Raw genomic sequence first — 24,156 nt, forward strand, 5'->3', positions numbered from 1 at the left:
CACGTGAGCGTGGCCGGGTGCCAGGAGCCGACCTCCCCGCGAGTGCGACACCGTACGCGCTGATCGTCCCGGCGCTGCCCACGCACAGCGCGCATGCGCATCGCGCACTCCGCGTCCTCGGGCAGCCCGCGCTGCCGACCACCCCGGCACCACCGTCGCCGCCGGCGGCAGCGCGCGTCACCCCACCTCACCGACCCGCACCGCCGGCCGTGTCGTGGCGCCCCGCACCACCTTCCCGTAACCGCCTCACGCACGTACTCCTGGGGGCTCATATGGCCGCAGCACATCGCCCGAGCGGCACTTCCGGACGACCGACCCGCCGCACGGTGCTGCGGCGCAGCGCGGCCGTGGTGGGAGGGGCCGCGGCCTCGGCGGCCCTGTCGGCATGCGCGGGTCCCGGCAGCGGTGTCGACGCCGACGGCCGGGTCAGGATCGAGGTGTGGCACGGGCAGACCGACACCGGCCGCGCCGCGATCGAGGACCTGACGGCCGAGTTCAACCGGACCCATCCGCGGATCCGGGTCGACCTCGGCGGCGGTGTCCTCTCGGACGCGATGCTGCAGAAGATCACCGCCGCCCTCGCCTCCGGTTCGTTCCCGGACATCGCCTACATCTTCGGTTCCGACCTGGCGAGTGTCGCCCGCAGTCCCTCCGTGGTGGACCTGACGGACACGTTCCACTCCGGTCCCGTCCCGTGGAAGGACTTCTGGGCGCCGGCCCGCGAGGCGGTCACCCTCAACGGCCAGGTGCGGGCCGCGCCCGCGCTCATCGATTCCCTGGCGGTCGTGTGCAACAAGAAGCTCTTCCGTGACGCCGGTCTGCCGCTGCCCCGGCCCGGCTGGAGCTGGGACGACTTCACCAGGACGGCGGCCAGGCTCACCGACCGTGCGCGCGGCGTGTTCGGCACGGGCTGGCCCGGCGTGGGCGACGAGGACACCGTGTGGCGGCTGTGGCCGATGATCTGGGACCTCGGAGGTGACGTCACCAGCCGGGACGGACGGCGGATCGGCTTCGAGGACACCGGCCTGCGCGCCCTGCGGACCGTGGAGGACCTGGTGAAGACGCGGAGCGTCTACGTCGACGCCAAGCCCGGCAGCGAACAGATGTACCGGGTCTTCCTCTCGGGCCGGATGGGCATGGCCGTCACCGGCCCGTGGCAACTCCCCGACATCCGGCAGGCGAAGGTCGACTACCACGTCGTACCGCTGCCCAGCTACAGCGGAAAGCCCATCACCATCTCAGGGCCCGACACCTGGACCGTCTTCGACAACGGCTCCGCGCGCGTCGAAGCCGCCCGCACCTTCGTGACCTGGCTGTCGCGGCCCGCCCAGGACGTGCAGTGGGACATCAACGCCGGCAGTCTGCCCATGAGCCGGGGCACCCAGGCGCTGCCGGCCTGGCAGAAGCAGGAGGCCGGCACGCCGGGGCTGCGGGTGTTCACCAAGTCCCTGGAGTCGGCGCGGGTGCGGCCGGTGCATCCGGCGTATCCGCAGATCTCGCAGTCCCTCGGCCAGGCGATCACCGCCGTGCTCCTCGGCCGCAGCTCCCCCGCCGAGGCCCTGCGCGACTGCGTGGACGAAGCCAACGCCGCCCTGCTCATCCCGCGTTGAGAGGACCTGTCATGCCCCGCCTGCCCACCCCCGTGACGCTCCCGGACCGGGGGGAGAAGCGCAGTCCCCGTACGCGAACCCGACCCTTCCTCGCCCTCGGCAAGGGCGGGACGGCCCCGGACAACCCGGCGGGCCGCAACCGGCCGGGACGGCGCATACGCCAGGAGACGGCGACCGCCTGGGCGTTCGTCGCGCCGTCCGTGCTCGTCATCCTCGGACTGAGTGTCGTCCCCGTGGTCTGGTCGCTCCTGCTGTCCTTCCAGGCCGACGACCTGGTGACACCGAGCCGGTGGGTCGGCCTCGACAACTACCGGGCCCTCGCCCAGGATCCCCACTTCGACCAGGCGGTCCGCAACACCCTCGTGTACACGCTGCTGTACGTACCGCTGAGCATCGGCTTCGGGCTGCTGCTCGCCCTCGCCCTGAACCGGCGCATCCGGCTCGTCGGGCTCTACCGGACCCTCATCTTCGTGCCGTTCGTCATCTCGGCCGCCGCGCAGGGCGTGCTGTTCTCCTTCATCCTCGACCCGGAGTTCGGAGCGGCCAACGCCGTCCTGGACAAGGTCGGGATCTCTCCCCAGGGCTTCCTCAACGACCCGGGCCAGGCGCTCGCCGCCCTGCTGGCGATCTCCCTGTGGAGCGGCACCGGCTTCTGCGTGGTGGTGCTGCTGGCGGCGCTGCAGGACGTCCCGCCCTCCCTCGTCGAAGCGGCCCGGCTCGACGGGGCAGGACGGCTGCACCTGCTGCGCCATGTCGTCCTCCCCTCGCTCGGACCCGTCATGGTCTTCCTCCTGCTGTGGCAGGCCATCACCTCCCTGCAGGTCTTCGACCTCGTCTACGTCACGACGAAGGGCGGCCCGCTGGGGTCGACGACGGTGATCGTCTACTTCATCTGGGAACAGGCGTTCAAGAACTTCACGGCGGGTTACGGCGCGGCGGCCGCGTACGCCCTGGCGCTCGCCCTGCTGGTGCTCGCCGCGGTGCCGCGGCTGACGCGCAGCGTGCGCGACCGGACCCGCGCGGACCGGCACCTCGAAGGAGCCGCACGATGACGACCGCTTCCCCCTCGCCCGCCGCTTCCCCCTCACCGGCCGCGTCCACCTCGTCCGCCTCGTCCAGCGTGTACGCGGACACCGCCTGCCCTCCGCCCACCGGGGCTGCCACGGGACCGCGCCGGCGCCGGACGCTGCTGCCGTTCAGTCCCTGGCACCTCCTGCTCGCCCCGCTCTGTCTGCTCTTCGCGATCCCGCTGATCTGGCTGCTGCTCAGTTCCGTCATGAGCGACGCCGAGATCAACCGGTTCCCGCCCTCGCTGTGGCAGTCGGGGATCGACCTGGAGGGCTACCGGTACGTCATCGGCAACGCGATGTTCCCCCGGTGGTTCGCCAACTCGCTGATCGTGTCCCTGACCGCCGTGGCGTCCAACCTGGTACTGGGTTCCCTGGGCGGTTATGCCTTCGCCCGGATGCGGTTCGCCGGTTCGCGGATCCTGCTGGCCCTCATGCTGGCCACGATGGCGATCCCGTTCCAGCTGACGATGATCCCGACGTTCCTGGTCATGAAGCGGCTGGGCCTCATCGACTCGCTGGGCGCGCTGATCGTCCCCTCGCTGGTCACACCGTTCGCGGTGTTCCTGCTGCGCCAGTTCTTCCTGTCGCTGCCCAGGGAGCTGGAGGAGGCGGCCTGGCTCGACGGCTGTTCACGGCTGGGCGTGCTCTGGCGGATCGTGCTGCCGCTGTCCCGGCCGGCGCTGAGCACCGTGGCCGTCCTGACGTTCCTCACCACGTGGAACGACCTGACCTGGCCGTTGATCGCCATCAACCACGACACCCAATACACCCTGCAACTGGGCCTGACGACCTTCCAGGGCCAGCACCACACCAGGTGGTCCGCGGTCATGGCGGGGAACATGATCACCGTGCTGCCCGTGCTGCTGGCCTTCCTGTTCGCGCAGAAGACCTTCATCCAGTCGATCACGTCGAGCGGCCTCAAGGGGTAGCCCTCCGTCCGGCATCACTCGTACTCCGGCCGGTCCGTCGCCCGGCCCGTCGCCCGGCTGCCCACCGCGGTTCCGCCCGCACGCCCTCGCGCCCGCACTCGCTCTCGGTCCCTCTCAGTCCCTCTCAGTCCCTCTCAGGAAGACGTATGCCGCACACCTTCGACTTCGACCTGCTCGTCATCGGGGACGTCGATCTGGCCATGCACGGCCCGCACGTGGTCGTCAAGAACGGTCCGGACGGGGCCGTCGCCCACGACGGCTTCACCGTGCTGCGCACGGACGGCATCCCCGCCGAGCCGGTGGACACCGTCGGGGCGGGCGACAGCTTCGACGCCGGCTTCGCCGCCGCGCACCTGCGCGGACTGTCCACCGCCGACGCCCTCGCCTGCGCCGCGGCCTGCGGCGCGCTGTCCACCCGCGCCCACGACGGCACCCCGTCCCAGCCCACCTGGGACGAGGCCATGGCCGCACTCTCCCGTAACGGAAAGAACCTCTGATGACTCTCAGTACCCCGAAGATCGCGTTCATCGGCGCGGGCAGTGTCGTGTTCACCCAGGGCCTGCTGGCCGATCTGCTGGCCTTCCCCGAACTGCGGGGCGCCCACATCGCGCTGCACGACATCGACTCCGAGCGCCTGGCCACCGCCGAGGGCGCGGCCCGGCAGATCGCGGACCGGCTCACCGGGAGCGGCTCCTCCCACCCCCGGGTGACCGCTCATCCGGATCGCCGCGCGGCCCTCCAGGACGCCGACTTCGTCATCAACATCGTGCAGGTCGGCATGGGTGAGGCCACCCGGACCGACTTCGAGATCCCGCAGCGCCACGGCCTGTGGCAGACCATCGGTGACACCCTGGGCATCGGCGGCATCTTCCGCGCGCTGCGCACCTTCCCCGTACTGAAGTCGCTCGCCGCCGACATCGCCGAACTCTGCCCGGACGCCTGGCTGCTCAACTACACCAACCCGATGGCCATGAACGTCCAGTACCTGACCCGGGCCACCGGCCTGACCCGCGTGGTGGGACTGTGCCACTCGGTGTACTGGACCATCCACGACCTGGGCGAACTGCTCGGCGTCCCGCACGAGGAGATCACCTACCGTGCCGCCGGTGTCAACCACCAGGCGTGGGTGCTGCGCCTGGAGCACCAGGGCACCGACCTCTACCCGCTCCTCGACAAACTCATCGAACAGGAACCGGAGTTGCGGCGCCGTGTCCGCGTCGACATGTACCGGCGCCTCGGCTTCTATCCGACCGAGACGAGCGAGCACTCCTCCGAGTACGTGCCCTGGTACCTGCACCACGACAGCGAGATCGAACGGCTCCGGCTCCCGGTCGGCGCGTACCTCGGCATCGTCGACGAGAACGTCGCGGCCTACGAGGAGACCCGCAGGGCACTGGCCGCCGGTACGCCCCTCACGGTCGAGGGCACCATGGAGTACGCGCCGCAGATCATCCACAGCATCGTGACCGGCACCCCGCGCACGGTCTACGGCAATGTCCCCAACCACGGTCTGATCGACAACCTCCCGGCCTCCGGAACCGTCGAAGTGCCCTGCCTGGTCGACGACATGGGCGTCCAGCCGACGAAGGTCGGACCGCTGCCCGCCCAGTTGGCGGCGCTCAACCGCAACTACCTGAGCATGAACGAGCTGGTGGTCCGCGCCGCCGTCGAGGACGACCCCCGGTCGATCCGCCAGGCCGCCATGGCCGATCCCGCCACCGCCGCCGCCCTGCCGGTCGAGCGCATCTGGGACCTGTGCGACGACATGGTACGAGCCCACGCGGACCTCCTCCAGCCGTCGCTGCGGGCCACCCTGGGCCACTGAGGCCGCGCCGATGTAGTGCGTGGGCACCAGGGCATGGGTGCGGCTGGTCCGTTCGCACCAGGGCGGGACGGCGGCGGGGAACGATGCCCGGCCGGGCGCCGGAAGGAAGTCTGGGAGACGCGTGAACCGCACGCGTCTCCCCATCCTCACGGTGTCTGGAGTGATCTACAGGTGGCAACTTTTCTCTACCGGATCGGGCGGTGGGCCTTCCGGCGCCGGCGGCTCGTGGGTGGTCTGTGGCTGGGTGCGCTGTTCCTGGCCGTGGCCGCCGCAGCACTGGCGCCGGCCGGGGAGGAGGAGGACCTCTCCATGCCCGGCACCGAGTCGCAGAAGGCGTTCGACCTGCTCGACGAGCGCTTCCCCGAGAGCAACTCCCAGGGCGCCGAGGCCCGGTTGGTGTTCCGGGCCCCGGACGGGCAGCGGGTGACGGCCCAGCAGAACAGGGCGGCCGTCGAGGACACCCTCGGCTCGCTCGACGGGAGCGACCAGCTCGCGTCGGTCTCCGACCCCTATGAGTCGGGCGCGGTCAGTGACGACGGCACGATCGCCTACTCCACGGTCACCTACGCCGTGGACGCCGTCGACCTGACCGAGCCGACGAAGAGCGCCCTGGAAAACGCCGCCGACCGGGCCCGGGACGCGGGACTGACCGTGGAGATCGGCGGCTCCGCCCTTGACGCGGAGGAGGAGCCGGGCGGTACCACGGAGATCATCGGCGTGGCCGTGGCGGCGGTGGTCCTGGTCCTCGCCCTCGGATCGCTGGTCGCGGCCGGGCTGTCGCTGCTGACCGCCGTCGTGGGCGTGGCCATCGCCTTCGGCCTGGTCTCCGCGCTGGCGCTGCCGCTGGGCCTGACGTCCACCGTCGCCATCCTGGCGCTGATGCTGGGCCTCGCGGTCGGCATCGACTACGCCCTCTTCATCACCTCCCGCTTCCGCGACGAGTGCGCCCGGGGCAGCGACCCGGAGGAGGCCGCCGGGCGGGCGGTGGGCACGGCCGGTTCCGCCGTCGTCTTCGCCGGCGCGACCGTCTTCATCGCCCTGGTCGGCCTGGGCGTCGTCGGCATCCCCGAACTCACCAAGATGGGCCTGGGCGGCGCGGGCGCCGTGGCCCTCGCGGTGCTCGTCGCACTGACCCTGGTCCCCGCGCTGTTCGGCTTCTTCGGCCGGCGGGTACTGTCCCGGGCCGTCCGCAAGGCCGATCGGCGGGGCGGGGAGCACGTGCACCAGGCGCCCTCCGCGGCCGGTCGCGGAGGGCTCGGCACCCGCTGGGCGCGGTTCGTGCTGCGCCGGCCGGGAGCCGTGCTGCTGACCGCCGTACTCGGTCTCGGGGCGGTCGCCCTGCCGGCGCTGAGCCTCGAACTCGGGCTGCCCGGCGACGAGTCCAAGTCGGTGGAGACCACCCAGCGCCGCGCCTACGACCTGCTGTCGGAAGGCTTCGGCCCCGGCTTCAACGGCCCGCTGACCGTGGTCGTGGACACCTCGCAGTCCAAGGACGCCGGGACCGCCACGGACTTGGTCGCCCGGACCGTACGAGGAGTGGACGGGGTGGCGTCGGTCGGTGATCCGGTGCTCAGCCGGACGAAGGACACGGCCGTCCTCACCGCCGTCCCGCGGACCGCGCCGAACAGCGCCGAGACCAAGGACCTGGTGCAGGCGATCCGGGACGCGGTCTCCGGCGTCGAGGCAGGCACGGGCGCCACCGTCCTGGTGACCGGCACCACCGCGCTGAACATCGACATCTCCGAAGCCATGTCCGACGCCCTCCTCCCCTATCTGACCGTGGTCATCGGCCTGGCGGTCCTCCTGCTGGCGGTGGTCTTCCGCTCGCTCCTGGTCCCGGTCAAGGCAGCGCTCGGCTTCCTGCTGTCGGTGGGTGCCGCCTTCGGTGTCCTGGTCGCCGTCTTCCAGTGGGGCTGGGCGGCCGACCTGCTCGGCATCGAGCAGACCGGACCGGTCATGTCACTGATGCCGATCCTCATCATCGGCATCGTGTTCGGCCTCGCGATGGACTACGAGGTCTTCCTCCTCACCCGGATGCGGGAGGCCTACGTCCATGGCGCGTCACCCGGCGAGGCGGTCGTCACCGGCTTCCGGCACAGCGGACGTGTGGTGGCCGCGGCGGCGATCATCATGATCAGCGTGTTCGGCGGTTTCGTCGGGATGAGCAGCCCGACCATCCAGACGATGGGTGTCGGTCTGGCCGCCGCCGTGGCCTTCGACGCCTTCGTGGTCCGGATGGCGATCGCACCCGCGGTCCTGGCGCTGCTCGGCCACCGGGCCTGGTGGCTGCCCCGTATCCTGAACCGCGTGCTGCCGAATGTGGACATCGAGGGTGAGGCACTGAGCAGGCATGCCCCGGCCTCCGCGACCGGACCTGGCCCGGCGGTGCCGCAGTTCCCCGCCGGCCGGCACTGAGCCGGCCATGGCGAGCACAGGTGGCGGTGACCCGCGATCTCCTGGCACGCGATCACCCGGCACATGGCGGCGGGGCGCGGTCCCGGCGACGGCGTTCGTGCTCTGTCTGCTCGGCGGTGTGATCCAGGTCGACGACACCCTGTCGGCGCCGCCCGTCGCCGCCTGCTTCATCGCCGTGGTGTCCTGTGCCGTGCTGTCGGTACGGCACAGGGCGCCCCTGGCCGCCCTCGCGGCCACGACCGCGGCAGGAGTGCTCGTACAGCCCCTGGGCCTCCTGCTGAGCCCGCTCATCGTGGCCCCCGCCCTGATCACCGCCTACTCCTACACGCTCGCCGCGCGCACCGAACGGCGCGCGGCGGGCGCGGTGTCGCTCAGCGCCGCCGTACTGCTGGTGGCGTCCATCCCCTTGGCCGGGGACCTCTCGTGGCAGGACGCGAGCCGGGTGGGAGTGGTGGCGGCGTTCCCGCTGGTGGCCGGCGTGCTCGGTCACTCGGTGCGCAACCGGCGGGCCTATCTGGCGGCCGTGGAGGAGCGGGCCCGGCGGGCCGAGGAGAACCGGGACACCGAGGCGCGCCGGCGCGTTGCCGAGGAGCGGGTGCGTATCGCCCGCGAGCTGCACGACCTCGTGGCCCACCAGATCACCCTGGCCAACGCGCAGGCCACGGTCGCCGCCCACCTCTTCGACACACGCCCGGAGCAGACCCGTAAGAGCCTCGGGGAGCTGGTCGAGACCACGGGGCACGCGCTCGACGAACTGCGGGCCACGGTCGGCCTGTTGCGGCAGTCCGGGGACGCGGCCGCGCCCGCCGAACCTGCGCCGGGGCTGTCCCGGCTGCCCACGCTCATCGAGTCCTTCCACCGCGCGGGTCTTGAGGTGTCGGTGCACCAGGAGGGCGCGGCCAGGCCGCTGCCGCCGGGGGTCGACCTCACCGCCTACCGCATCGTCCAGGAGGCCCTGACCAACGTGACCAAGCACTCCGGTACCCGCAGCGCCCGGGTGCGTCTCGACTGGCACCGCGATCGCGTGACCGTCACGGTCGCCGACGACGGAGGGAGTGCCCGTACGGCGCCGGCCGGGTCCGCGCGACCGGGTCCGTCCGCGACCGCGGACCGTTCCTCGCCCGGTTTCGGTCTGATCGGGATGCGGGAGCGGGCCACCGCGGTGGGGGGCCACCTCTCCGCGGGCAGGCGCGCGGAGGGCGGCTTCCTGGTCTCCGCGCAGCTGCCGGTGCCGCCCGCCAAGGACGCCGGAGACAGCGGAGACACCGGGAACGCCGGGGACACCGCCGACACCGGGGGCACCGGGGGCACCCAGGACAGCAAGGTCGGCGGGGATGCGCAGTGACGACACTCAGGGTGCTCCTCGCCGACGATCAGGCGCTGTTGCGCGGTGCCTTCCGGCTGCTGCTCGACAGCGCCGACGACATCACCGTGGTCGGCGAGGCGGGCGACGGCAGAGAGGCGGTACGGCTCACCCGGGAGCTGCGCCCGGATGTGGTGATCATGGACATCCGTATGCCCGAGGTGGACGGTCTCACCGCCACCTCGGAGATCTGCGCGGACCCGGAACTGCGTACCAGCCGCATCCTGATCCTCACCACGTACGAGACCGACGAGTACGTCGCCCAGGCGTTGCGCGCGGGGGCCGGCGGCTTCATCGGCAAGGGCATCGGGGCCGAGGACCTGCTGGACGCCGTACGGACGATCGCCGCCGGCGACACCCTCCTGTCCCCCGCCGCGACCCGTTCCCTGGTGGCCCGTTTCCTGGCCACGCCGGACAACGCCCTGCCGCGGCACGCCGAACAACTCGCCGTGCTCACCCCGCGCGAACGCGAGATGGTGGCGCTGGTCGCGACCGGACTGTCCAACCAGGAGATCGCCGAGCGGATGTTCCTCAGCCCGTTCACCGTACGCGCCCATGTGCAGCGCGCCATGACGAAACTGGAGGCCCGCGACCGGGCCCAGCTCGTCGTCATCGCCTACCGGACGGGCCTGGCCCACGCCGCCCCCGACGGCCTGTCGTAGTACCCGGCCCGGGGGCGGCCGTTCCCACGGCTGCTACTCACGGCTGCTACTCACGGCTGCTTCTCTCGGCTACTGGGCCGACTCGGGCAGAGTAAGGGCCGAATGGGCCGGTCGTGCCGGAGCCGAGGGCAGGGTGACGAGGTCGCGCAGCATGGCGTTGCGTTGCTCCAACGCCCGTGCCGTGGTGGGGAAGAGCGAGGCCGCGCCCTTGTCGACCAGGGCCTGGTTCATGGCCACGAACCCGCGGGTGTCGCGTTCGTAGGCGGCGAAGGCCGTGGTGTGGTCCCGGTGGGTGGCCAGTGCGTCGGCGAGCATGTAGGCGCCGGCCAGCGCGAGGCTCGATCCCTGTCCGGTGAGGAACGAGGGTGCGTACGCGGCGTCGCCGACGAGCGCGACACGGCCGCTGGACCAGCGGGGCATACGGATCTGACCCGCCGTGTCGAAGAACAGGTCGTCCGTGTGGCGCATGGCGTCGACGATGTCGGGGACCCTCCATCCCGCGCCCGCGAAGGCCGTGGCGACCAACTCCCGCTGGGCGTCGGGGTCGTGGAGGACGTCGGGGGCGCGTACGGTGCCGCGGCCTCGGCGGGCGCCGAAGGGCGGGTCAGGCCGGTGGAAGTTCAGGAAGGCGTGCAGTTCGTCGTCGCCCCCGACCGCGTACAGGGCCGCGGCCTTTCCCGGGGTGTTCCACAGCATGACCTCACGGGAGAGCCCGAAGGTGTTGGGCATGGTGAACAGGGCGAAGCAGTAGCCGAGATAGCGGTGGAACCGTTCCTCGGGGCCGAACACCAGCTCCCGGGTGTGCGAGTGCATGCCGTCGGCGCCGATCACCAGGTCGAACGTACGCCGTCGCCCGCTGCGGAAGGTGACGTCGACGCCTTGTCCGTACCGACCGGGGGCGTCGGGGGCCTCGGGGGTGTTGCGCGCGCTTGGGGTGTTGCGCGCGCGGGGGGTGTCGAGGGTGTCTATGGAGTCGTCGAACAGGAACTCCACGTCGTCGCGGACCAGCGCGTACAGCAGCGCGGCCAGATCACCGCGGCGCACCTCCAGGTCCTGTCCCTCGACGCCGCGGGCAACGGCGCTCGGGCTGACCGAGGCCACCGTGCCTCCGTCGGAGTCGAGGAATGTGACACGGCGCGAGTCGATGTGCGCGTCCCGCAACCGCGGCAGTATCCCCATCCGCCGGACGACCTCGATCGCGGTGCCGCGGATGTCGATCGGGTAACCGCCGGCGCGCAGTGAGCCCGCCTTCTCCACCACGGTGACCGCGCAGCCGGAGCGGTGCAGCCAGTACGCCAGCGCGGGCCCGGAGATGCTGGCCCCGGAGATCAGGACATGCCGTTTCACGGAGTTGCTCATGTGCTTCGCGTCCTTCGCGTCCTTCGCGTCCTTCGCGTCCTTCGCGTCCTTCGCGTCCTTCATGTTCTTCATGTTCTTCATGTTCTTCGTCATCCTCGTGTTCCTCAGGTCCGTCGGCAGAGCTGTCGGTGTCAACCCTGGGCTCCCCTCTTCGTGAGACGGACGACGAGCAGTGCCGGCGCGGCGACCAGACCGGCCACGGCGAACCCTGCGGCGAAGGCGGATTCAGCCGGCAGGCCCGTCACCGGTCCGGCCCCGGCGTCGAGGATCGCGCCGGCCACCTGGGCGCCCAGCGCGACGCCGATCACGCGCGTCACCACGAGCAGGCTGGTCGTGATGCCGATGTCCTTGGTCGCCACGGCGGTGGCGGTCCCGGCGAGCAGGGCCGTGGTGCCGACCCCCGCGGCGAACGCGGTCAGCACCTTCGCGAGGACGAGTTGCCACTCCGCGCTGTGCAGCCATGCCAGGGCGAGCATTGTGGCCGCCGTGGCGACGGAGCCCACGGCGACCACGGCACGCGAGCCGAAACGCCGCACCGCCAGCCCGCCGACCGAGTCGCTCACCGCTCCGGCGACGGCGCCGGGCAGCAGGAACAGGCCGATGTCAGTGGTGTCGGCTCCGAAGCCGTAGCCGTCGGCCGATACGGCGAACAGCTGCGGGAGCAGGAAGAGCACCATCCCGGAGCTGGTGGTGATGACGAAGGTGAGCACGCACGCCTGCCACATCGCGGGCTTCGCCAGCACGCGCAGATCGACCATCGGCGAGGCCGCCCGGCGCTCGACGGTGACCCACCCGGCCGCGAGGGACGCCACGACCACCACGACGGCACCGACCGCGAGGGGCGGCAGCCCGCCGTCCCTCGTCACCGTCACGAGCCCGAGCATGAACGCGAGCAGCGTGCCGCTGAGCAGCACCACGCCGGGCCAGTCGATCCTGTCGTCCGTCAGGGCCGGCGGATCGTGCGGCATCAACCGGCTCACGGCCACCGTCGTCGCGATGATCGCGATCGTCGGCAGCGCGAACATCCAGTGCCAGGACAGTCCTTCCGCGATCGGCCCGGCGAACAGCATGCCCGCCATGCCGCCACCCGTGAACAGCGCGACGACCACTCCGATCGCCACTTGTGACTCTCCTGGCGGGAGGTGTTTGCGCACCAGGATGAAGGAGAGGGGCAGTGCGCCCACCATCACGCCCTGCAGCACCTGGCCGAGCAGCAGCATCGGGAGGTTCGGCGCCAGGGCGGCCAGCAGGCCACCGGCCGAGACCACGGCCATCAGCCGGATCAGTACCCGTTTACCGCCGTGGCGGTCGCCGAGTTTGCCCGCGACGGGCGTGATGACCGCGCCCGTGATGAGTAACGTGTTGCCGACCAGCGCCCCTTCGCCGGGGCTGACCCCCAACTCGTCCTGCAGCAGCGGAAGTGCGGGCTCCACCACCGACTGCAGGGCGCCGAGGGAGAGTGCCAGGACACCGAGGGCGGCGATCGGCAGTCTCCCGAGGCGGACCGGGGAACGTGCGCCTTCGGACGGAGACGTCCTCGTCATCACCTGTTGATCACTCCAGACACCAGGAGGAAGGGGGTTCGTGGGATTCACGCGTCCCCCACACTTCCCCCCGGCGCCCGTGCCGGGCATCGTCCCCGGCCGCCGACTCCCCCTGGTGCGCCCGGACCAGACCCTCACCCGTCCTGGTGCCTACGCACTACGGGCGCGGCGTGGGCCGGCCCCGAGGACGCCGTCGGGGCTCCCCGCGGGCAGCACCTCGGACGAGTTGTGCTCGCGGACGATCCGCCAGCCGTCCGGCGTCCGGCGTCCGGCGTCCGGCGTCCGGCGTCCGGCGTCCGGCGTCCGAGCAGAACGGCGCGTCCCCCTCGTCGCGCTCCCGTCCGAACACCCTGGGCAGGGTCCGTCGCACCCACCCAGGGGACGGTCACCAGGTCCGAGGCGGGCAGCTCGGCGGCCACCGTGGCGAGCAGCGCCAGGCCTGCCGGGAAACGCTGCCGGGCTCGGCTCGGCCCGGTCCGCGACGAGCTGCCGGTCCGTCGCGCTGTCCACGGTGAACGAGTCGTAGGTCAGGGTCGGTTCGCCGACCTCGTGGTGGTTGAAGGACTTGGCCTCATGGCCCGTGCCCCGGACGTGGTGACGGGCCCACAGCGCGCGGAGTAGCTGGACCTGCCGCGGGTCGCCCTGGAAGCGACCGGGAACGTAACCCTGACAGAAGCTCCTGACAAGAGAATCTGACACTGTCAGGTAAATCTCCTCCTGCCAAAGAAGCCCTTGTCTCACTAGCGTCGTTCCCGGCGACGAAGAGCGCGGCCCGCGCCCCCTCCGGCGGGGCGCAGGGGCTCCGCGACGCATTGTGCCGACTCCGGTTCGGCCGACGCTCTCGCCTTTCACCGAGGAACATCGAAGGAGACATCCCGTGTTCGAACGCATGGCCGAATTGGCGATCCGCCGATCTCGGCTGGTCCTGGTCGTCGCCGCCCTGGCCGTGGCCCTCATGGGCGTGGTGGGCGCAGGCGCCTTCGAGAAGCTGAAGGGAGGCGGCTTCGACGACCCCGCCTCCCAGTCCACCCGAGCGGCGAACGTCATCGACGAGAAGTTCGGCGGCGAGGTCAACCTCGTCCTGCTGGTCCGCTCCCCCGACGGCCGTATCGACACCCCCGCCGCTCAGGACAGCGGCCTGGCCCTGGCCGGCGACCTCAAGAAGGACGAGCGGCTCAGCAACGTCGTCTCGTTCTGGGAGACGAAGAGCGCCGACCTGCGTTCCGAGGACGGCCGCGAGGCCATGGTGCTCGCCCATGTGCGAGGCGACCCGACGGAGCAGCGGGAGAACGCCAAGGAGGTCATCGACACCTTCAGCGGCACCTACAAGGACACGCTCACCGTGCAGGCAGGCGGCGGCGCGGCCGTCGGCGCCGACCTGTCGAAGCAGGTGGTCGACGATCTGATCCTCGCCGAGGCGATCGCCATACCCCTGACCCTCGTACTGCTCCTGTTCGTCTTCGGCAGTGTGGTCGCGGCCCTGCTGCCGCTGGTCATCGCGATCATCGCCATCATGGGTTCGTTCGCCCAGCTCTTCCTGCTCGGCAGTGTCACCGATGTCGCCGACACCGCGACCAACCTCACCACCGCCCTGGGCCTCGGACTGGGCATCGACTACGCCCTTCTGATGGTCAGCCGCTTCCGGGAGCAGCTCGCGGCCGGGGCGAGCGTGGACGACGCCGTCCGGCGCACGGTGCACACGGCGGGCCGCACGGTCGCCTTCTCCGCCGCGACGGTCGCGGCGGCCCTGGCGGCACTGCTGGTGTTCCCGCAGTACTTCCTGCGTTCGTTCGGCTTCGCCGGGGTCGGTGTCGTCGCCATCGCCGCCCTCAGCACCCTGTTCGTGATGCCGGCCCTGCTGAAGGTACTGGGGCACCGGGTCAACAGCGGGCGGCTGCCGTGGGCGAAGGCGCAGCGCTCCGACGCCCGCACTCCTCTGTGGGGACGGCTGGCCCGTACCGTCATGCGGCGGCCCGCTCTCACCGCGCTGCCCGTTCTCGCCGTACTGCTGTTCGCGGCGAGCCCTCTGCTGAACATCTCCTTCGGCACGCCGGACGAACGCGTGCTGCCCAAGGACGCCGGGAGCCGCCAGGTCTCACAGGTGCTGCGGGAGCACTTCGGGGGCAGTGAGGACTCGGCCCTGAACATCGCCGTCGACCAGTCCGTGGACAAGGGTCCGTTGGCGTCGTACGCGGGTCAACTGGCCGCGCTCAAGGGTGTCTTGAGGGTCGAGACCAGCGGAGGGACCTACAGCGGGGGACAGTCCGAGGCGAGCGGCCCCGGCAACGCGGCGCTCGGCCGGCCCGACGCACAGCGGATCAGCGTGGTGAGCAGCCTGACACCGAAGTCGGACGCCGCCCAGGACCTGGTCGAGCAGGTGCGCTCGCTCACCCCGCCCGCCGGGACGCACCCCCTGGTCGGAGGGCCGGACGCCGTCCTCGTCGACGCCAAGCAGTCCGTCGCCGACCGGCTTCCCCTCGCGGTGGCCCTGGTCGTCCTCACCACCTTCCTGCTCCTCTTCCTGTTCACCGGCAGCGTCGTGCACCCGGTGCGCGCACTGGTCCTCAACGCGATCAGCCTGGCCGCCACCCTCGGCGTGATGACCTGGATCTTCCAGGACGGCAACCTCTCCTCACCGCTCGGCTTCACCGCGCAGCCGATGGAGGTGTCGATGACCGTGCTGATGTTCTGCATCGCCTTCGGCCTCTCGATGGACTACGAGGTCTTCGTCACCAGCCGTATCAAGGAACTCCACGACCAGGGCGAGGACAACGAGTCCGCCGTCGTCAACGGTCTCGGCCACACCGGACGCATCGTCAGCGCGGCGGCCTGTCTGCTCGCGGTGAGCTTCTTCGCCTTCGGCACGGCCAAGCTCAGCTTCATGCAGATGTTCGGCCTCGGCAGCGGACTCGCCGTCCTCCTCGACGCCATCGCGGTGCGCGGTGTCCTTGTGCCCGCGGCGATGCGTCTGCTCGGCGGCTCGGCCTGGTACGCGCCCGGCTTCCTGCGCGCCTTCCACGGACGGTACGGCCTCAGCGAAGGCGGTCCCGAGCCGACGCCCGCGTCCGCCGCACCGGCCGGGTCCTCGGCGGCTCCGACGGACACGAAGAGCTCGGCCGGGGTCTGACTCTCTCCCCCTGATCTCCGGCCTCGGGCGTCGAACGGCGCCCGAGGCCGGACCGCGGGCGGTGGCGACTGTCCTGTTCACCAGCGGCGGCGACCATGCTGTGCTCCGGCGCCGCGAAGCCGGTACGGCGAGTCCTGCCGTCGAAGGATCCCCTGGTCGGTGCCCGCGGACCGATCGAGAGTGGACACATCAGGTGAAGCGATGCGGTCGCACGTGTGCGAGCTGTGCGTTCCGCCGCGTCACTCCAGGAGAGGCTGTTTCCCGATGTCCACGACCACACCCGCCCGCAGCCTGATCGCCGTCACGGGCGCCTCCACCGGGACAGGCGCGGCGACCGCGCGTGAACTCGCCCGGCGCATCGCCTCCGACCCGCAGGGCCGGCCTCTTTGCGCGCTGGTCAACAACGCGGGCGTCGCCGCGAACGCTCCGCAGGAGCCGCTCCCGCTCGCCGACCGGCGGTGGGTGTTCGAGGTCGACGTCTTCGGTCACATCCCGGTCGCCCAGACGCTGCTGCCCGCGCTGCCGGCCAGTCCCGTTCAAAACCGTTGGGCCGCCTACCCGGGCAGCGCGCCGCTCTGTGCCGCCCTGCGGTGGCGCGCGGACAGGCGGGAGCCGGACTCGCGCCGGGCGGCGCGGCGCAGCAGCGGCACCGCGAGGAGGAATCCGAGGACCGCCCAGGCGCTCAGGACCAGGGCGACCATGGGCAGCTCCCAGGAGCCGGCTGCCTCGGCGGTCCGTGCCGTGTCGGGGAGCAGCGCCGAACGCAGGCCCTGGGCCATCCACTTGAGCGGGAAGACCGATGCCACCTGCTGGACCGGCACGGGCAGTGAGGTGATCGGGAACACCGTTCCCGAGGTGAACAGGAGCCCCATCGTCGGCAGCATGATCAACGCCAGCGCCTCGCGCGGGTTGGGCAGCACGGCGCCGATGGCCGCGCCCAGCGGCACGACGGCCAGCAGTCCGAGGGTGGTGACCCACAGCAGCGTCAGCCAGCCGCCGGGCCCGTGCGGCAGTGGCCCGTCCGCCAGCAGCGCCGCGACCGCCAGGAGCAGGGCCAGCGTGCCGACGGCCACGGCGACCACCAGCAGGGTCTTGGCGACGAGGTAGGCCGGTATGCCACCGGGGGTGGCGCGCAGCCGCAGCAGAGTGCCCTCCTCCCGCTCGGTCACGAGTATCTGCGGGAGGTTGACCAGCCCGATCTGGAAGAGCAGATAGGCGGCGAAGCCCGCGAGGAGGAGATGTGCCATCGGCACATGGGTGCCGGGCACATGGCCGGTGACGTAGGCGGCGATCACCAGGGCCACGACCACATTGGTCAGATGGCCGGACATCTCCTTGGGACTGCGCAGGAGGTGCCGCAGTTCGATACGGCCGCGCTGGAGCCCGGCACGCCAGGCGTTCGTCATGGGTGTCCCTTTCACGCGGCCCGTGCCGTTCCGTCGGTGCCATCGGTGCCGTCAGTGCCATCGGTGCCGTGAGTGCCGTCGGTGCCGTCGGTCTCCCGGTGCAGCATGTGCAGGTAGGTGTCCTCCAGCGTCGGGCGGCGGACCTCCAGGCCGGCGATCGGGCCGTTCGCGTCCCGGTGGAGTTCCCACACCAGCCGCGAGGGGTCCGCGGCGCGTTCACGGCGCGGCGTCCCGTCGTCGGCCGTCCAGCGGACCTCGGCCCGGGCGGCGGCCTGCCGCGCCAGCTCCGTGGGCGTGCCGCAGGCCCGGATCCGGCCGCCGACCAGCATGGCGATCCGGTCGGCGAGCCGCTCGGCCTCCATGAGGTCGTGCGTGGTGAGCAGGACGGTGACGCCTTCTTCCCTGGCGAGCCGTTCGACCAGTACGTGGAACTCGTGCCGGGCCTCGGGGTCGAAGCCGGTGGTCGGCTCGTCCAGGAAGAGGAGTTCGGGCCGCCCGACGATCCCGAGCGCGACATCCAGGCGTCGGCGCTGGCCACCGGACAGCCGCTCCACCTGACGGCCCGCCTGCTCGGTGAGGCCGACCAGGGCGAGCAGTTCGGCCGGGTCGCGCGGGTCCGGATAGTACGCGGCGAAGTGTGTGAGCAGTTCGGCGACCCGCCAGCGGCGGTGGTCCCGCCAGGACTGCAGGACCAGTCCGATCCGGCCGCGCCACGCGTCGTCGCCGCGCTCCGGGTCCGCGCCGAGGACACTCACCTCACCGGCGGAACGCCGCCGGAAGCCCTCCAGGATCTCGACCGTCGTGGTCTTCCCTGCGCCGTTGGGTCCGAGGAGCGCGAAGATCTCGCCGCGGTGGATGTCCAGATCGACGCCGTGCAGGACTTCGAGGTCGCCGTACGTCATCGTCACGTCCCGCGCCCGGACGACGGGCTGCGTTCCGACGACGGGCCGGGCCGGGCCAACAGGCTGTGCCTGGGCGACGGGCTCGGCGGGTGTGTGTCCGGGCGTCATCGTGCCGCCCCCGAGTCGTGCCGCTGTCGGGGCGGTGTCCCGTTCGCCGCCGCGGGACCGGCGCCCTCGACGATCGCGCGGAGAGCCGCGACGTGCCCCTCGAAGGCGGCGCGGCCGTGGTCCGTCAAGCGCACTCTGGTACGCCGTTTGCGGCCGCCGCCCTCCTTGTGGAGCTCCAGATATCCGGCCTCCTCCAGGGTGTGCAGCTGTTTGGAGAGCGCGGAGTCGCTGAGCGAGAGGCTGTCGCGGACGAACGCGAAGTCCGCCCACTCGGTGGCGGCGAGCAGCGCGACCACCGACAGCCGGGTGGCGGGATGGATCAGCTCGTCGAAGCCGGAGGGAATGCTCATCGGTGCGCCCCCACACCCGTTTCTCCCGTGCCGCCCGCGCCCCCGTCTGCCGCATGTGTGCCGTGGCCCCGTGCCGACCCGGCGGCCCAGCGGCTCGTCGGCCCGACGAACAGCACGAACACCGTCGCCGAGACCGTGGCCTGGATCAGACTGCCGGGCATCGGCTCCAGCGGGTCGACCAGCCACCCGGACAGCAGGGCCGTCCCGCCGGTCACCACCGCCCCCGCGACGAAGGCGGCGAACATCCGCGGGGTGCACCGGGTGTGGTGCAGGAGCACCCGGCTCCGGCGGTTGTGGAGCACCGCCACCCCGCCCAGCAGCGCGGTGTACGCGGCCATGACCAGCCCGACGGCCCAGCCGGGCAGGTCCAGGCCCAGACCGGCCAGGAAGAGCCACATGAGCGCGGCCGTGGCCCAGAGGTCTCCCGAGCCGCCCGCGGCGGACCGCTCGACCTCGTCGTACACCCGCTCCTGCGGGACCCTGATGCGTTGCAGGTCCTGCCACGCCTGTTCGGCATTCATGGGCATGCTCACGTCCGCGCTCTCCCGCCCCACTCGGCTTTCCCAGTCGACTTTCCCACCAGGAAAGCTAGCTTTGACTTTCCCGATAGGCAAGTCGGGGGCTGTCGGCGGAGGTCAGGGCTTCCCGGCCAGTACCTGATCGGCGTTGGCCAGTGCCCGGTCGGCGTTGGCCAGTTGCGTACGGATGTCCTTCTTGACGGCGGCGAGTTCCCGTTGCCTGTCCGCCATCGCTCGGCGCTGGTACGCCGCGTCGACCGACGACCACACGCCGATGACGTTCGTCCTCCGTTTGCAGTTCACGTCCGTGCTCGCGAGTGCGCGTTCGGCCCGGCCGGCCACCGGACCGCCGTACTCGGGGTCCTTGCCGGGCGCCTGGGTCGGATCGGCGTAAATGTACTTCTTGTTCTGCCGCTCCATGCACCGTGACCAGGCGCGGAAGACCGCCACCACACGAGGGTCGCGCTGCGAGTCGCGGTAGCTGCCGATGTTGATCGCGCCGACGAGTTCCCGGTTCCCGAGTTTCCGCGCGTCCCCCGACAGCGCCTTGGTGGCCTCGCCCTGGCATCCGCCCGCAGGGATGCGGCGCCCGCGTGCGTCGGTGCCCGCCGGTGTGCCGTCCTTCCGCAAGCCGCGCAGCACGAGCATCGCCTCAGGCCCCGGCTGCCGCCTGGTGGGCTTGTTCCTGACAGTCGGCGGCACCGAGCCGGGAACCGGGTGGTAGCCGTGACGTTCGGCCTTGGCCGCGTCCGTGATGCCGTACCGGTGCGCCGTGTTGGCCGGGTTCAGCGTGCCCGTCTCCGGGACGGGACCCGTGGGGGCGGGCCAGGAATGGCCGTAGCGCCGCATGCACGACTCGGTGAGTACCGCCTTGGCCCGGAACAGCCGCCCGACCTGGCGGTCGGTGAACAGGTAGGGCTCGACGGGCAGTACCAGTGAACTGACGTCCAGCATCCTCGGCACCTGGGCGACGGGAAGCGGCCCGGCAGCCTTCGGCGTCCCGGACGAAGGGGACGCCTGCGTCGGCTCCGCAGCCGGCCCCCGCGCGCACCCCGCCGTGACGGCGAGGAGGACGACGGCCGCCCCGAGACGCCGGGCCCTGATCATTTTTCGCGCCGACATGTGGTCGTGCCCCTTCCAGGGCCCGCCCGCCGGTGCTCCGGCGGGCGGGCCGTACGGACGTCAGCCGGCGTAGTACCAGCCGAGCGAGGCGTTGTTGTTCTGCACTCCGGAGTTCAGCGCACGGGACTCCCCGGGCCAGATGTCGTCGTAGGGGGCGTCGCCGCTCGCGTTCTGGTTCTCGTTGTAGAAGATGCGGGCCCTGAAGCTCGGGTCGTTGTTCCAGGCGCGGTTCACGTTGTTCTTCACGTTCTGCCCGTGTCCCTCGCCCCCGGCCGCGAAAGTGTGCCCCGCGAAGTCGTTGACCGCGGTGCCGTACTTGCTCCAGGAGCTGTTGCTGGAGCCGCTGTAGTAGAGGTAGACGTTGTTGTCCCAGTCGGCGGCGAGCTCGGCACCGGCGGGCGCGGCCACGGCTTCCCCGTTCGCGGAAGCCGGCGCGGTGGCCAGGACGGCGCTGGCGGCGATCAGTGCCGCGGCGACCGCGAGGGATCCCGCCGTACGACGTGCAGTTGTCACGATGCTCCTCCGTTGGCGTACGGAACGGGGTGCCGCTTCGTCGGCCGTCGGCCCTCGGCCCTCAGCCGTTCGGCGCGAGCCTCCCCCGTGTTGACCGGCCCGAGACTAGGCAGGGCATACCACCCCGCGGTCCTGACAGGTGTCAGGGCCGTGCGGTGGACGGACGGTGCGACGGCCGGACCGTGCGGTGACCGGACGATGCGGTGACCGGACGATGCGGTGGCCGGACGGTGCGGCGCGTCACCCACCCGGATACAGTGCGCGGGACTGCAGCCTGGTCAAGGAGGACAAGCGTGACCGACACCAGCAACACCCGCCCTGCCGACAGGGATGCGCAGGCCGAGGGGCAGAGCCGACTGCACCGCCTGATGCGCTACCTCCCCCTGATCGCCCCCGTCCTGTTGTGGGCGGTGCCGTGCTGGGTGCTCCTGTACGCCGGACAGCGGTGGCCGCTGCCCGTCACCCTGGCCGGCACAGCTCTGTTCGTCCTCGGCCTCATCGGTATGCCGCTCGCGATGGCGCGCGGCCACGGCCGACGGCAGCAGGACGGGGCGGCGATCGTAGGCGACACCCTGCTGGGCGCCAGCTGGGTCCTGTTCACCTGGTCCGTTCTGCTGGGCGCCGTCCTGCGGCTCGCCCTGACCGTGGCCGGTGTCGGCGGAAGCCAGGACCGGGCGCGCATCGTCACCTGGGCCGTCCTCGGCGTGAGCGCCGCACTGCTCGCCTGGGGGTACGCCGAGGCCCGCCGCGTGCCACGGGTGCGCCGGCTCGACGTACAACTCCCGCGGCTGGGAGCCGGGTTGGACGGCCTGCGCGTCGCCCTCATCACCGACACCCACTACGGCCCGCTCGACCGCGCCCGGTGGTCGGCGCGGGTGTGCGAGACGGTGAACACCCTGGAGGCCGACCTGGTCTGCCACACCGGCGACATCGCGGACGGCACGGCCGAACGCCGTCGCGCCCAGGCCGCCCCGCTCGCCACCGTGCGGGCGACCCGGGCCCGGGTCTACGTCACGGGCAACCACGAGTACTACAGCGAGGCCCAGGGCTGGGTCGACCTGATGGACGAACTGGGCTGGGAGCCGCTGCGCAACCGCCATCTCCTGCTCGAACGCGGCGGTGACACCCTCGTGGTCGCCGGCGTGGACGACGTCACCGCCGAGTCCTCCGGTCTGGCCGGACACCGCGCCCACCTCGCCGGAGCACTGGACGGCGCCGACCCCGACCTGCCCGTCCTGCTCCTGGCCCACCAGCCGAAGTTCATAGACCAGGCGGTGGCAGGCGGCATCGACCTCCAGTTCTCCGGCCACACCCACGGCGGCCAGATCTGGCCCTTCCACCACCTGGTACGCCTCGACCAGCCCGCCCTCGCCGGCCTCAGTCACCACGGCCCGCGCACCCGCCTCTACACCAGCCGGGGCACCGGCTTCTGGGGCCCGCCGTTCCGCGTCTTCGCCCCCAGCGAGATCACCCTGCTCGTACTCCGCTCCCCGCGTCGGCCCGCCTCGACGTAGCGCCGTAACGGCCGTGCGGGGACAGACCCCTGTCCGGGGGCTCCGCGGGTGCCGCTCAGGCAGAGGAGAGCTGGTTGGTGATCTCCTTCTCCCAGGCGCTCTGCTGTGCGGGGTCGTTGAGCGACGCCGCCCACTCCTCCGGTGACTGCTTGTGCTGGGTGGGGCCGGCTTTGAGGACTTCGAGCAGCGCACGGGCCGAGTCGCGGACGCCGTCGGGAGCGTTCCTGCTCGCGGGGACGTCCGGGCCGGCCGCGAGCGCGTAGAGCTTCTGCGCCATGAAGTGACGCTCGCCCTGCTGGACGGACTTCGTCACCTTGAAGAACTCCTTCAACGCGTCGCGGCGAGCGGCCGGTTCCGGTGCGGCCGCCTCGGGCCCGTCCGTACCGGCCTCGGCCTGGGCCGGCGTGGGCCTGGCCCACCGGTCGGGGTGCCGCGCGGCGACGTACCGGTTGCTGCCCGCCCTGGCTCCCTTGTAGAGAGCGCCGCTGACCAGGAGGGCCGCCGCCGTGCCGGCCACGGCGGGTGCGGCCGGGCCGGCGATCGCCCCGGCCGCGGCGGCGATCGCGAGGCCACCGCCGGCGGTACGCACGGTGTTGCCCCCGAGGCTGGCGATGCGCTTGCCCATCTTGGTGTGCTGCTTGTGCCGCGCGTACTGGATGATCTGGGCCAGTTCGGCATGCAGTTGCTGGTTGAGGTCAAGGACGCCCTCTCCCAGTTCCGCTGCGGCCGTGCTCACTTCCGCCGCGACAACGTCCGACTGGTCGTCTCCCTGCTCCCGCGCGGCACCTGCCCTGGCCGTCTGCTGCTGCACCTCGCCCAGCCGGTCGCGTACGTCCTGGAGTCGGCCCTCGTTGCCCGACGTCTCGCCGGAAGGTCCCTCCGCCAGGCCTTTGAGTGCGCGGTTCTTGTTGTAGGTCTTCCAGATGACAGTGGAATCACGGGCGGCTATCACCGTGGAGTAGAACATGCTGAACGCGCCGGTCGCCTCGCCGAGAGCGGCCACCCCGCCCAGCTGGCCGGCGTTCCGCACCGCGGCGTTGGCCATGCCGGTGGCATCGCCCCCGACCATGCCCACGTTCTGCGCCAGGCCGAGCGGCTTTCCGCGCATGTCCTTCCTGGGCTTGTGGGACTCCGGCCCCACGCCCTTGCGGCCCTTGCGCGCGGTGTGCAGAGCACGCGCGTCGTTGACGACGCCCAGGACGTCGGTCACCGCGTTGATCGCGGTATCGACCTGGGTGACGATCGCGGTGGCCTGCACCTGACCGGTGTCCCCCGTGGACTGCGCCTGCGTCCGGACGCCGCCCTCGGTGGGCGCGTTGAAGCGGTTGGCCACCGTGTCGGGCTGGTCGAGGATCTTCTTCGCCTTGTCGCTCTTGGACGAGGTGGCGAAGATCTGTCTTATCCTCCCGGCCACCTTCTTGAGCTTCCCCCCGGCACCGGCCAGCCGCCGCAGCCCCCTGCGATGCCGCCGCGCCTCAGACTGGCTCCGCTCCTCAGCAACTTCCTCAAGCTCAGCCTCTTCCTGCGCGATCACGACTTCTCGTGGCTCAGGTTCTTCTTGCGCGATCACAACTTCTCGTGGCGCAGGCTCTTCCTGCACGGTCGCCGCTTCTCGTGGCGCAGGCTCTTCCCGTGGCGCGGGCTCTTCCCGTGCCGCCTCGGCGGCCTCCTGCCGACGGCGCCCTTCCGCGGCCGCGTCCGTCGCCACCGCGCCGACCCGACGCCGACGCTCCTCCAACCGCCCAGGCCGACGACCACCCTCCGCCGCCGCATCCACCGCCACCGCCGCAACCCGACGACGCTCCCCCGCCTCCTCCTG

The 24,156-nt window shown here is 71.6% G+C and carries 21 protein-coding genes; 11 read left to right on the top strand and 10 right to left on the bottom strand.

Features of this window, described 5'->3' with window-relative positions; translation table 11 throughout:
* Positions 1 to 272: 272 nt before the first annotated feature.
* The 8 genes from C6Y14_RS25220 to C6Y14_RS25255 all read left to right on the top strand — a co-directional run bounded on the left by C6Y14_RS25220 (position 273) and on the right by C6Y14_RS25255 (position 9,874).
* Entirely contained in the window at positions 273 to 1,610 is a 1,338-nt protein-coding gene (locus tag C6Y14_RS25220; protein WP_107019103.1) for an ABC transporter substrate-binding protein, read from the top strand.
* Between the two features lie 11 nt (positions 1,611 to 1,621).
* Positions 1,622 to 2,662 (top strand): carbohydrate ABC transporter permease, encoded by a 1,041-nt coding sequence (locus C6Y14_RS25225; RefSeq protein WP_199854849.1) that lies wholly within the window; start codon positions 1,622 to 1,624, stop codon positions 2,660 to 2,662.
* Positions 2,659 to 3,609 carry a carbohydrate ABC transporter permease gene (locus tag C6Y14_RS25230; RefSeq protein WP_107019104.1) on the top strand — a complete coding sequence of 317 codons (951 nt, stop codon included), beginning with the start codon at positions 2,659 to 2,661 and terminating at the stop codon, positions 3,607 to 3,609. The genes C6Y14_RS25225 and C6Y14_RS25230 overlap by 4 nt, the downstream gene beginning before the upstream one ends.
* A gap of 146 nt (positions 3,610 to 3,755) precedes the next feature.
* Positions 3,756 to 4,106, top strand: coding sequence for a PfkB family carbohydrate kinase (locus C6Y14_RS25235; RefSeq protein WP_107019105.1), 351 nt, complete (start codon positions 3,756 to 3,758; stop codon positions 4,104 to 4,106).
* Positions 4,106 to 5,434, top strand: a complete 1,329-nt coding sequence (gene melA, locus C6Y14_RS25240; protein ID WP_107019106.1) for an alpha-glucosidase/alpha-galactosidase — start codon at positions 4,106 to 4,108, stop codon at positions 5,432 to 5,434. The genes C6Y14_RS25235 and melA overlap by 1 nt, the downstream gene beginning before the upstream one ends.
* Positions 5,435 to 5,605: 171 nt before the next feature.
* The gene (locus C6Y14_RS25245) at positions 5,606 to 7,849 is read left to right on the top strand and encodes an MMPL family transporter (protein ID WP_107019107.1); all 2,244 of its coding nucleotides are present in this window, start codon (positions 5,606 to 5,608) and stop codon (positions 7,847 to 7,849) included.
* A 7-nt stretch (positions 7,850 to 7,856) separates the two neighbouring features.
* The gene (locus C6Y14_RS25250; protein ID WP_107019240.1) at positions 7,857 to 9,194 is read left to right on the top strand and encodes a sensor histidine kinase; all 1,338 of its coding nucleotides are present in this window, start codon (positions 7,857 to 7,859) and stop codon (positions 9,192 to 9,194) included.
* Complete coding sequence (locus C6Y14_RS25255) at positions 9,191 to 9,874, top strand: response regulator transcription factor (RefSeq protein ID WP_107019108.1); 684 nt, start codon at positions 9,191 to 9,193, stop codon at positions 9,872 to 9,874. Before C6Y14_RS25250 ends, C6Y14_RS25255 begins: the two co-directional genes overlap by 4 nt.
* Positions 9,875 to 9,943: 69 nt before the next feature.
* On the opposite strand, the gene C6Y14_RS25260 is transcribed toward C6Y14_RS25255, so the two are convergent.
* The 3 genes from C6Y14_RS25260 to C6Y14_RS45150 form a co-directional block, all read right to left on the bottom strand.
* Positions 9,944 to 11,233 carry a Rossmann-fold NAD(P)-binding domain-containing protein gene (locus tag C6Y14_RS25260; RefSeq protein ID WP_107019241.1) on the bottom strand — a complete coding sequence of 430 codons (1,290 nt, stop codon included), beginning with the start codon at positions 11,231 to 11,233 and terminating at the stop codon, positions 9,944 to 9,946.
* Between the two features lie 131 nt (positions 11,234 to 11,364).
* On the bottom strand, positions 11,365 to 12,777 hold the full coding sequence (locus tag C6Y14_RS25265) for an MFS transporter (protein WP_107019109.1): 1,413 nt from the start codon (positions 12,775 to 12,777) through the stop codon (positions 11,365 to 11,367).
* 150 nt (positions 12,778 to 12,927) lie between these two features.
* Positions 12,928 to 13,734: an MmyB family transcriptional regulator gene (locus C6Y14_RS45150; protein ID WP_318658067.1), complete on the bottom strand. Its 807-nt coding sequence runs from the start codon at positions 13,732 to 13,734 to the stop codon at positions 12,928 to 12,930.
* On the opposite strand from C6Y14_RS45150, the gene C6Y14_RS25280 reads away from it, so the two are divergent.
* Positions 13,655 to 15,904 (top strand): MMPL family transporter, encoded by a 2,250-nt coding sequence (locus C6Y14_RS25280; RefSeq protein WP_107019110.1) that lies wholly within the window; start codon positions 13,655 to 13,657, stop codon positions 15,902 to 15,904. The two genes, C6Y14_RS45150 and C6Y14_RS25280, sit on opposite strands and share 80 nt — an antisense overlap.
* A gap of 554 nt (positions 15,905 to 16,458) precedes the next feature.
* On the opposite strand, the gene C6Y14_RS25285 is transcribed toward C6Y14_RS25280, so the two are convergent.
* From C6Y14_RS25285 to C6Y14_RS25310, 6 genes are all read right to left on the bottom strand, one after another.
* The gene (locus tag C6Y14_RS25285; protein WP_107019111.1) at positions 16,459 to 17,310 is read right to left on the bottom strand and encodes an ABC transporter permease; all 852 of its coding nucleotides are present in this window, start codon (positions 17,308 to 17,310) and stop codon (positions 16,459 to 16,461) included.
* A gap of 11 nt (positions 17,311 to 17,321) precedes the next feature.
* On the bottom strand, positions 17,322 to 18,212 hold the full coding sequence (locus tag C6Y14_RS25290) for an ABC transporter ATP-binding protein (RefSeq protein WP_107019112.1): 891 nt from the start codon (positions 18,210 to 18,212) through the stop codon (positions 17,322 to 17,324).
* A gap of 104 nt (positions 18,213 to 18,316) precedes the next feature.
* On the bottom strand, positions 18,317 to 18,670 hold the full coding sequence (locus tag C6Y14_RS25295; RefSeq protein ID WP_107019113.1) for a transcriptional regulator: 354 nt from the start codon (positions 18,668 to 18,670) through the stop codon (positions 18,317 to 18,319).
* Entirely contained in the window at positions 18,667 to 19,191 is a 525-nt protein-coding gene (locus C6Y14_RS25300; protein WP_107019114.1) for a hypothetical protein, read from the bottom strand. Before C6Y14_RS25300 ends, C6Y14_RS25295 begins: the two co-directional genes overlap by 4 nt.
* 114 nt (positions 19,192 to 19,305) lie before the next feature.
* Positions 19,306 to 20,310, bottom strand: coding sequence for a hypothetical protein (locus tag C6Y14_RS25305; protein ID WP_107019115.1), 1,005 nt, complete (start codon positions 20,308 to 20,310; stop codon positions 19,306 to 19,308).
* 60 nt (positions 20,311 to 20,370) lie between these two features.
* Entirely contained in the window at positions 20,371 to 20,823 is a 453-nt protein-coding gene (locus tag C6Y14_RS25310; RefSeq protein ID WP_107019116.1) for a hypothetical protein, read from the bottom strand.
* A gap of 293 nt (positions 20,824 to 21,116) precedes the next feature.
* Between C6Y14_RS25310 and C6Y14_RS25315 the strand changes: the two genes are divergently transcribed.
* On the top strand, positions 21,117 to 22,337 hold the full coding sequence (locus C6Y14_RS25315; protein ID WP_107019117.1) for a metallophosphoesterase: 1,221 nt from the start codon (positions 21,117 to 21,119) through the stop codon (positions 22,335 to 22,337).
* A gap of 55 nt (positions 22,338 to 22,392) precedes the next feature.
* Here the strand turns inward: C6Y14_RS25315 and C6Y14_RS25320 are convergent, their stop codons facing one another.
* Positions 22,393 to 23,751, bottom strand: coding sequence for a hypothetical protein (locus C6Y14_RS25320; protein WP_107019118.1), 1,359 nt, complete (start codon positions 23,749 to 23,751; stop codon positions 22,393 to 22,395).
* Positions 23,752 to 23,799: 48 nt separating this feature from the next.
* On the opposite strand from C6Y14_RS25320, the gene C6Y14_RS25325 reads away from it, so the two are divergent.
* A partial coding sequence (locus tag C6Y14_RS25325; protein WP_159074309.1) for a hypothetical protein occupies positions 23,800 to 24,156 on the top strand: 357 nt, incomplete at its 3' end.

Source organism: Streptomyces dioscori (genome assembly GCF_003024195.1).
In the GTDB taxonomy this organism is placed as follows: domain Bacteria; phylum Actinomycetota; class Actinomycetes; order Streptomycetales; family Streptomycetaceae; genus Streptomyces; species Streptomyces dioscori.

Coding starts and splice junctions, on each gene's coding strand:
- C6Y14_RS25295 (WP_107019113.1), bottom strand. CDS start 18,670: ATGAGCATTCCCTCCGGCTTCGACGAGCTGATCCATCCCGCCACCCGG.
- C6Y14_RS25225 (WP_199854849.1), top strand. CDS start 1,622: ATGCCCCGCCTGCCCACCCCCGTGACGCTCCCGGACCGGGGGGAGAAG.
- C6Y14_RS25265 (WP_107019109.1), bottom strand. CDS start 12,777: ATGACGAGGACGTCTCCGTCCGAAGGCGCACGTTCCCCGGTCCGCCTC.
- C6Y14_RS25305 (WP_107019115.1), bottom strand. CDS start 20,310: ATGTCGGCGCGAAAAATGATCAGGGCCCGGCGTCTCGGGGCGGCCGTC.
- C6Y14_RS25235 (WP_107019105.1), top strand. CDS start 3,756: ATGCCGCACACCTTCGACTTCGACCTGCTCGTCATCGGGGACGTCGAT.
- C6Y14_RS25260 (WP_107019241.1), bottom strand. CDS start 11,233: ATGAGCAACTCCGTGAAACGGCATGTCCTGATCTCCGGGGCCAGCATC.
- C6Y14_RS25300 (WP_107019114.1), bottom strand. CDS start 19,191: ATGAATGCCGAACAGGCGTGGCAGGACCTGCAACGCATCAGGGTCCCG.
- C6Y14_RS25250 (WP_107019240.1), top strand. CDS start 7,857: ATGGCGAGCACAGGTGGCGGTGACCCGCGATCTCCTGGCACGCGATCA.
- melA (WP_107019106.1), top strand. CDS start 4,106: ATGACTCTCAGTACCCCGAAGATCGCGTTCATCGGCGCGGGCAGTGTC.
- C6Y14_RS25230 (WP_107019104.1), top strand. CDS start 2,659: ATGACGACCGCTTCCCCCTCGCCCGCCGCTTCCCCCTCACCGGCCGCG.
- C6Y14_RS25220 (WP_107019103.1), top strand. CDS start 273: ATGGCCGCAGCACATCGCCCGAGCGGCACTTCCGGACGACCGACCCGC.
- C6Y14_RS25290 (WP_107019112.1), bottom strand. CDS start 18,212: ATGACGTACGGCGACCTCGAAGTCCTGCACGGCGTCGATCTGGACATC.
- C6Y14_RS25285 (WP_107019111.1), bottom strand. CDS start 17,310: ATGACGAACGCCTGGCGTGCCGGGCTCCAGCGCGGCCGTATCGAACTG.
- C6Y14_RS45150 (WP_318658067.1), bottom strand. CDS start 13,734: ATGAGGGCCACGGCCAGGGCGGCGACGACCAGGACCAGCCGAGATCGG.